Annotated in this window: 6 protein-coding genes and 1 pseudogene; all 7 read right to left on the bottom strand. The window is 74.2% G+C overall.

Annotated elements, in window-relative coordinates; genetic code table 11:
• Positions 1-154: 154 nt before the first annotated feature.
• On the bottom strand, positions 155-1,387 hold the full coding sequence (gene kynU, locus G3I53_RS15025) for a kynureninase (protein ID WP_164332983.1): 1,233 nt from the start codon (positions 1,385-1,387) through the stop codon (positions 155-157).
• Complete coding sequence (locus G3I53_RS15020) at positions 1,380-2,210, bottom strand: tryptophan 2,3-dioxygenase family protein (RefSeq protein ID WP_164332982.1); 831 nt, start codon at positions 2,208-2,210, stop codon at positions 1,380-1,382. Before G3I53_RS15020 ends, kynU begins: the two co-directional genes overlap by 8 nt.
• 149 nt (positions 2,211-2,359) lie before the next feature.
• A complete protein-coding gene (locus tag G3I53_RS15015) occupies positions 2,360-2,773 on the bottom strand; it encodes a DUF3151 domain-containing protein (RefSeq protein ID WP_164332981.1) in 414 nt (137 codons plus the stop codon).
• Between the two features lie 88 nt (positions 2,774-2,861).
• Positions 2,862-4,386 (bottom strand): annotated as a pseudogene (locus G3I53_RS15010) (MFS transporter).
• Between the two features lie 72 nt (positions 4,387-4,458).
• A complete protein-coding gene (gene fbaA, locus G3I53_RS15005; protein WP_164332969.1) occupies positions 4,459-5,490 on the bottom strand; it encodes a class II fructose-bisphosphate aldolase in 1,032 nt (343 codons plus the stop codon).
• 209 nt (positions 5,491-5,699) lie between these two features.
• On the bottom strand, positions 5,700-6,248 hold the full coding sequence (gene pyrE, locus G3I53_RS15000; protein WP_164332970.1) for an orotate phosphoribosyltransferase: 549 nt from the start codon (positions 6,246-6,248) through the stop codon (positions 5,700-5,702).
• 10 nt (positions 6,249-6,258) lie between these two features.
• Positions 6,259-7,047: an aldose 1-epimerase gene (locus G3I53_RS14995; RefSeq protein WP_164332971.1), complete on the bottom strand. Its 789-nt coding sequence runs from the start codon at positions 7,045-7,047 to the stop codon at positions 6,259-6,261.
• Positions 7,048-7,223 lie beyond the last annotated feature (176 nt).

Here is a 7,223-nt window from a genome sequence, read left to right as displayed (position 1 = left end):
TCCGGCCGTCTGGCCGGGACGGTATCAGCACCACGACCCGCGTGGACATGGGGATATCACGCTCGGTGAACCCTCCGGGTCCGCCGGCTCCGGCCCACCCCGCGACGGGCGCGGGACGGGCCGGAACGCGGCCGGCCGGCACGGCGCGCGGGGGTCAGTCCCCGTCGGCCGCCAGCACCTCGGCGAGCACCCGCGCCGCCCGCTCCACGTCCGCGAAGCCGAGGTACAGCGGGGTGAAGCCGAAGCGCAGCACGTCCGGGTGCCGGAAGTCGCCCACCACCCCGCGCTCGATCAGCCGCCGCATCACGTCACCGGCGTCCGGGCAGCGCAGGGCGATCTGGCTGCCCCGCTCCGCGTGCGCGAGCGGGGTCAGGCACGCGACCCGGCCGTCCGGGACGTACGCCGTCACGCACTCCAGGAAGAAGTCCGTCAGCGCGAGGGACTTCGCCCGCACCTGGTCGACCGACACCCCGTCCCAGACGTCCAGCGCCGCCTCCAGGGCGAGCATGGACAGGATGTCGGGCGTGCCGACCCGCCCGCGCAGCGCGCCCGGCGCCGGCTCGTAGTCCGGGCGCATCCCGAAGGGCTCCGCGTGGGAGTTCCAGCCGGGCAGCGGGGAGTCGAAGCGGTCCTGGAGCTCCTCGCGGACGTACAGGTACGCGGGTGAACCGGGGCCGCCGTTCAGGTACTTGTAGGTGCAGCCGACCGCGAGGTCCACGCCGTGCCCGTCCAGGCCCACCGGCAGCGCGCCCGCGCTGTGGCACAGGTCCCACACCACGCGGGCGCCCGCCGCGTGCACGGCGGCGGTGAGCGCGGGCAGGTCGTGCAGCCGGCCGGAGCGGTAGTCGACGTGGTTGAGCAGCACGGCGGCCGTCCGCTCGCCGAGCACGCCCGGCACCTGGTCCGGGGTCACCGGCCGCAGCCTGCAGCCGGTCATGCGGGCCGCGGACTCGGCGATGTAGCCGTCCGTGGGGAACATGGTCGCATCGACCACGATCTCGTCCCGGCCGGGGTCCGCGAGCCGGGTGAGGCGCACCGCGCCGACCACGGCCTTGAACACGTTGACGCTGGTCGAGTCGCCGACGACGATCTGCCCGGCCGCCGCGCCCACCAGCGGGGCGATCCGGTCGCCGATCCGCTCGGGCGCGGTCCACCAGCCGCTCTCCGTCCAGGACCGGATGCGCAGCTCGCCCCACTGCCGGCCCACCACGTCCGCCATCCGGGCGGGCACGGCGGCGGGCAGCGCGCCGAGCGAGTTCCCGTCCAGGTAGACGCCCGCACTGCCGGACGCCCCGTCGGACGCGGAGTCCAGCACGAACTCGGCGCGCTTCGCGGCCAGTTCGTCGGCCCCGTCCAGCTCCTTGGCCCGTATGCGCAGCTCAGACATAGGACCGCGCCGTCCACAGCTCGGGGAACACGCTCTTCTGCGCCCGCTTCTCCAGCCAGGCCACCCCGGCGGAGCCGCCCGTCCCGGTCTTGGCGCCCATCGCGCGGCGGGTGGCGACGAGGTGGTCGTTGCGCCAGCGCCACACCAGCTCGGCGACGTCCGTCAGCGCCTCGCCCAGGCGCGCGGTCGCGTCCCGCTCGTCACCCGAGTAGACGGCCGTCCAGACGGCCTCCACCTGCGGGGACGGCTCGTAGCGCCGCGAGACGTCGCGGCGCAGCACCTCGTCCGGGACGGGGTGCCCCTGGCGCGCGAGGTGGCGCAGCACCTCGTCGTACAGGCTCGGCTCGTGCAGCGCCTTCTCCAGCTCGGCGTGCACGCGGGGCGCGCCCCGGTGCGGCACCAGCATGGACGCCGACTTGTCGCCGAGCAGGAACTCCATCCGCCGGTACATCGCCGACTGGAAGCCGGAACCCTCGCCGAGGGCACCCCGGTAGGAGTTGAACTGCGCCGGGGTCAGCCCGCTCAGGGGCTTCCAGGAGGCGTTCAGCGCCTCCAGCTCGCGCACCGAGCGCTTCAGCGCGTCGGTCGCGGTCGGTACGTCGTCCTCCCGCAGTGCCTTCGCGGCCGTCTCCCACTCGTGGACGATGACGGTGAACCACAGCTCCATGACCTGGGTGGTGACCAGGAAGACCATCTCTCCGGGATCGTCGGAGAGGGTGTGCTGGAGGTGGGTGAGGACATCGGCCTTGACGTAGTCCTCGTACGGGGTCGTGCCGTGGAAGTCGAGATGCGGGGTCTCGGGCTCGTGAGCCTCGTGGGACATCGCTGTCTCCTGAAATGTGCTCCGGGTAGCGGTCCGCCCCTGCCGTTACCGGCACGGGGGCCCCGGTCCCCATCGCATCCTGCGCACGAGCCCCACTGATCCGCAAGGCCCGCCCGCTCACGGGCGGGCCTCGACGCGGTCACGACCGCTCAGCCGAGGACCTCGGCCGCCGTCGGGGAGGAGTCCTTCAGGAACTGCGAGCAGCGCTCGTACTCCTCCTTCTCGCCGATGGCCTGGGCGGCCCGGGCGAGGGCGTGCAGGGCGCGCAGGAAGCCGCGGTTGGGCTCGTGCTCCCACGGCACCGGCCCGTGGCCCTTCCAGCCGTTGCGGCGCAGGGCGTCCAGCCCGCGGTGGTAGCCCGTACGGGCGTAGGCGTACGACTCGACGACGCCGCCCCGCTCGAACGCCTCGTCGGCCAGCCGGGCCCAGGCCAGCGACGAGGTGGGGTACTGCGCGGCGACGTCGGTGGGGGTGGCGCCCGACGCGAGCAGCTCGCGCGGCCCGGGGTCGTCGGGGAGGTGCGTGGGGGGCGGGCCCCCGAGGAGGTTCTCGTGAATCGACATGCCCCCAGTCTCGTACATCGGGCAGCACGTCGCGCCGGTGCGTCGGGCCGCGACGGGAGGCGGGGCACCGGGCCGCGCGCCCCGCCTCTCAGCGGGGCCCGCGGCCGTCCTCCCGCAGCGTCCCGGCACCGGTGCGGGGCTCCAGCGGGGGGACGGTGACACTGCCGTGGACCCGGCACTCGGGGCGGCGGCAGTCCGGGGCGGGACGCCGCACGGTCGTGACGGCGAGGACCGCGCCCGCCACCAGCAGGCCCGCGCACCACAGCATCGCCCGGCCGAACGCGGCGTCGAAGGCGTCCGGCCGCCGGTACGCCTCCGGGCCCATCCCGGCGAACAGCGGCAGCGCCGCCACCGCCAGCAGGCCGGCCGCGCGGGCGGCGGCGTTGTTCACCCCGCTGGCCAGCCCGGCCCGCCCGACGTCCACGGAGGCGAGCACGGTCGCGGTCAGCGGCGCCACCAGGGCGACCATGCCGAACCCGAGGACCAGCAGCGCGGGCAGCACGTCGGCCGGGTAGGAGGCGCCCGGCCCGACGCGCAGCATCAGCAGCATGCCCGCCGCGCACAGCAGCGGCCCCACGGTGAGCGGCAGGCGCGGGCCGATGCGGTCGGCGAGCTCGCCGATGGGGTTACCTCCCGCTCGAGCGAAGCCGAGAGTGGGGGAGGGCGGAGAGCAGCAGCATCAGCGCGGTCGTCGGCAGCAGGGCCGCGCCCGCGGCGAGCGCCGAGTAGCCGACGACGACCTGGGGCTGGAGCGCGGCGAGGAAGAAGAAGCCGCCGAAGGCCGCGTACACGCACAGGGTGAGCAGGTTGACCGCGGTGAACTGGCGGGAGGCGAAGACGGCCGGAGCCATCATGGGATCCGGGTGGCGCCGCTCGACCCACACGAAGGCCACCGCGGCCGCCAGCCCCGCGGCCCCCGCGACGGCCACCGCCGGGGACGCCTCCTCGGCGCCGATCAGCGCGTACGTCACCAGGGCGAGCGCCAGCGCGCCGAGACCGGCGCCGGCCACGTCGAACCGGCCGTGCCTGCCGCCGCCGGAGGACTCGGGCACGTGGCGCACGGCGACCGGGGCGCACACCAGGGCGACCGGCACGTTGATCAGGAACACCCAGCGCCAGCCCGGCCCGTCCACCAGCCAGCCGCCGAGGAACGGGCCGACCGCGGCCCCGATCCCCCCGAAGCCGGACCACAGGCCGACCGCGCGGCCCCGGTCCTCGGGGTGGAAGGACGCCTGGATGAGGGCGAGCGAGCCGGGCGTGAGCAGGGCGCCGCCGACGCCCTGCAGCGCGCGGGCGGCGATCAGCGTCCCCGCGTCCGGGGCGAGCCCGCACAGCAGGGAGGCGGTGGCGAACCACACCACGCCGACGACGAACACCCTCCGCCGGCCGAACCGGTCGCCGAGCGCCCCGCCCAGCGGGATCAGCCCGGCCAGCGTGACCATGTACGCGTTGACCGTCCACTGGAGGGCGGCGAGGTCGGCGTCGAGGTCGCGGCCGATGCGCGGCAGGGCGACGTTGACCACCGTCGAGTCGAGCATGGCCATGCCGGAGCCGAGGACGGTGGTGAGCAGGATCCACCGGCCCTGCGGGGAGGCCAGCCGGACGTCGGACATCTTCGGAGCATACGGAAGAACCCGGCACCGCGGAGGGTGCCGGGTTCTTCCGCGGGTGGTCCCGCTATCCGGTCACTTGATGCGGGTGCCCGTGGAGCGCAGGTGGCGGCAGGCCTCGACGACCCGCGCGGCCATCGACGCCTCGGCCAGCTTGCCCCAGGTCCGCGGGTCGTAGGTCTTCTTGGAGCCGACCTCGCCGTCGACCTTCAGGACACCGTCGTAGTTCTTGAACATGTGGTCGGCGACGGGCCGGGTGAAGGCGTACTGGGTGTCCGTGTCGATGTTCATCTTGACCACGCCGTTCTCCAGCGCGGTCAGGATCTCCTGCTCGCTGGAGCCGGAACCGCCGTGGAAGACGAAGTCGAACGGGCCGGGGGAGGCCTGCTTGCCGAACTTGGCGGCGACGCCCTCGTTCAGCTCCTTCAGCAGCTCCGGGCGCAGGCGCACGTTGCCCGGCTTGTACACGCCGTGCACGTTGCCGAAGGACGCGGCCAGCAGGTAGCGGCCCTTCTCGCCGAGGCCGAGGGCCTCCGCGGTGCGGATCGCGTCGTCCACGGTGGTGTAGAGGGAGTCGTTGATCTCGTGCGAGACGCCGTCCTCCTCGCCACCGGTCGGGGTGATCTCGACCTCGAGGATGATCTTCGCGGCGCGGGCGCGCTCCAGCAGCTCCTGCGCGATGGTGAGGTTGTCGGCCAGGGTCTCCGCGGAGCCGTCCCACATGTGGGACTGGAACAGCGGGTTGCGGCCGGCCTTGACGCGCTCCTCGGACACCGCGAGCAGCGGCCGGACGTAGCCGTCCAGCTTGTCCTTCGGGCAGTGGTCCGTGTGCAGGGCGATGTTGACGTCGTACTTCTCGGCGACGATGTGCGCGAACTCGGCCAGGGCGACCGCGCCGGTCACCATGTCCTTGCTGTGCTGGCCGCCCAGGAACTCGGCGCCGCCGGTGGAGATCTGGACGATGCCGTCGCTCTCCGACTCGGCGAAGCCGCGCAGTGCCGCGTGCAGGGTCTGGGACGAGGTGACGTTGATGGCCGGGTAGGCGAACTTGCCTGCCTTCGCCCGGTCCAGCATCTCGTTGTAGACCTCGGGAGTTGCGATGGGCATCTGTCCGCTCCTCTTAGCGTTGCGGGTTGGCGTACTGCGTACTGTCGGCCCTGACCTGGAACCTTGGATGCGACGTCATTGTCGGCCCCATCTTCCCAGACTTGTCCGCCGGGTCCACGGCGCAGGTCAAGTCGTGATGTGGGGGGATCCCGGGGGAATGCCCCGGGGACGTCCCGCGCCCGCCGCCGCCCGGCCGGCCCGGGGGGCGGTCAGTCCAGCCCGAGCTCGTCCTTGGCGTACGCGAACAGGTAGGGCACGCCCGCGCCGTCCCGGATCTTCTCGGCGGCGCCGGTCGCCCGGTCGACGATGGTGGCCACGGCCACCACCTCGGCACCCGCCTCCCGCACCGCCTCGACCGCGGTGAGGGGGGAGCCGCCGGTGGTGGAGGTGTCCTCGACGACCAGGACCCGGCGGCCCGCGATGTCCGGGCCCTCGACGCGGCGCTGCAGGCCGTGCGCCTTGGCGGCCTTGCGGACGACGAAGGCGTCCAGCGTCCGCCCGCGCGCGGCGGCGGCGTGCAGCATCGCGGACGCCACCGGGTCGGCGCCCATGGTCAGGCCGCCCACCGCGTCGAACTCCAGCCCCTCGGTCAGGTCGAGCAGCACCTGGCCGACCAGCGGCGCGGCCTCGCCGTCGAGGGTGACGCGGCGCAGGTCGACGTAGTAGTCGGCCTCCAGACCGGAGGAGAGCGTCACCTTGCCGTGCACCACGGCCTTGTCCTTGATCTGCTGCAGCAGCGCGCCGCGCGTGTCCGTCATGGCAGCCAGCTTAAAGGCGGGCCCAGGTCCAGGTCGTCGAGGCCTCCAGCGGCTCCAGCGGGGTGACCAGGCGCGGGGCGGTGTTCAGCCCGTCGGGCGGCCCGGTCTGCGGCTCCACGCACACGGCCTCGCGCTGCTCGTCGTAGATCACCACCCACTCCTCGCGGCTGGTCACCGTCAGACGCAGCTGCCCGGGCCAGGTCAGGGTGACGTCGACGCCGCCGGGCATGCCGAAGCAGTCGTCCCACGGGCCCGGCCGCGGGTCGACGCGGCGGCCGGTGGGCAGGTGGTCGTCGCCGCGTTCCTCCTGCCAGGCGGGCGCGAAGTCCAGGACCGCGTCGGCACCGCCGAGGTTGCGGAGGAACCAGGGGTGCCAGCCGATCTGCGCCGGGAAGGACGACTCGTAGGTCTCCACGGACATGGTCAGCGTCAGGGAGTCCGGGGCGAGCTCGATCTGCTGGGTGACGCGGCCGGGGTACGGCCACGGCTCGGCGAGGTCGTGGGTGAGGACGGCTTCCCCGTCGCCCGCGCGGGCCGTGCGCCAGGCGGCGTCCCGGGCGGTGCCGTGGATGGCGTTCGGCGGCGCGTTCAGCGGCAGCTGGTGCACGGTGGCGCCGTCCCGGAACCGGCCGTCGCGGATCCGGCCGCACCAGGGCACCATCGGGAAGCACCCGAACCGCTCGCCCTGCCGCAGCAGCTCGGTGCCGCCGACCCGCAGCCCCTGGATCCGGCCGCCGTTGCCCGGCCGCACGGTCACCTCCGCGTCGCCCGCGGTCAGCGTGATCTCGTCGTTCCTCACGGAACCGACCCTACTGCGCTGATCAGGACCGCCCGGGCCGGTCAGCGGCGGCGGCGCAGGATCCGGACGGCGACGACGGCGGACGCGACCGCGAGGGCCGCCGCCGGGGCAGCCCAGCGCAGCGGGGTGGGCGGCGACACGGTCTGCGGTGCGGGCACCGGGGCGTACCGGCCGCG

The organism is Streptomyces sp. SID14436 (assembly GCF_010548465.1).
GTDB lineage: Bacteria > Actinomycetota > Actinomycetes > Streptomycetales > Streptomycetaceae > Streptomyces.
This window is presented reverse-complemented; position numbering and strand designations above follow the sequence as displayed.

What these genes read in the sequence shown, in the direction of transcription:
- fbaA (WP_164332969.1), bottom strand. Translation starts at nt 5,490, where the DNA reads ATGCCCATCGCAACTCCCGAGGTCTACAACGAGATGCTGGACCGGGCG.
- kynU (WP_164332983.1), bottom strand. Translation starts at nt 1,387, where the DNA reads ATGTCTGAGCTGCGCATACGGGCCAAGGAGCTGGACGGGGCCGACGAA.
- G3I53_RS15020 (WP_164332982.1), bottom strand. Translation starts at nt 2,210, where the DNA reads ATGTCCCACGAGGCTCACGAGCCCGAGACCCCGCATCTCGACTTCCAC.
- pyrE (WP_164332970.1), bottom strand. Translation starts at nt 6,248, where the DNA reads ATGACGGACACGCGCGGCGCGCTGCTGCAGCAGATCAAGGACAAGGCC.
- G3I53_RS15015 (WP_164332981.1), bottom strand. Translation starts at nt 2,773, where the DNA reads ATGTCGATTCACGAGAACCTCCTCGGGGGCCCGCCCCCCACGCACCTC.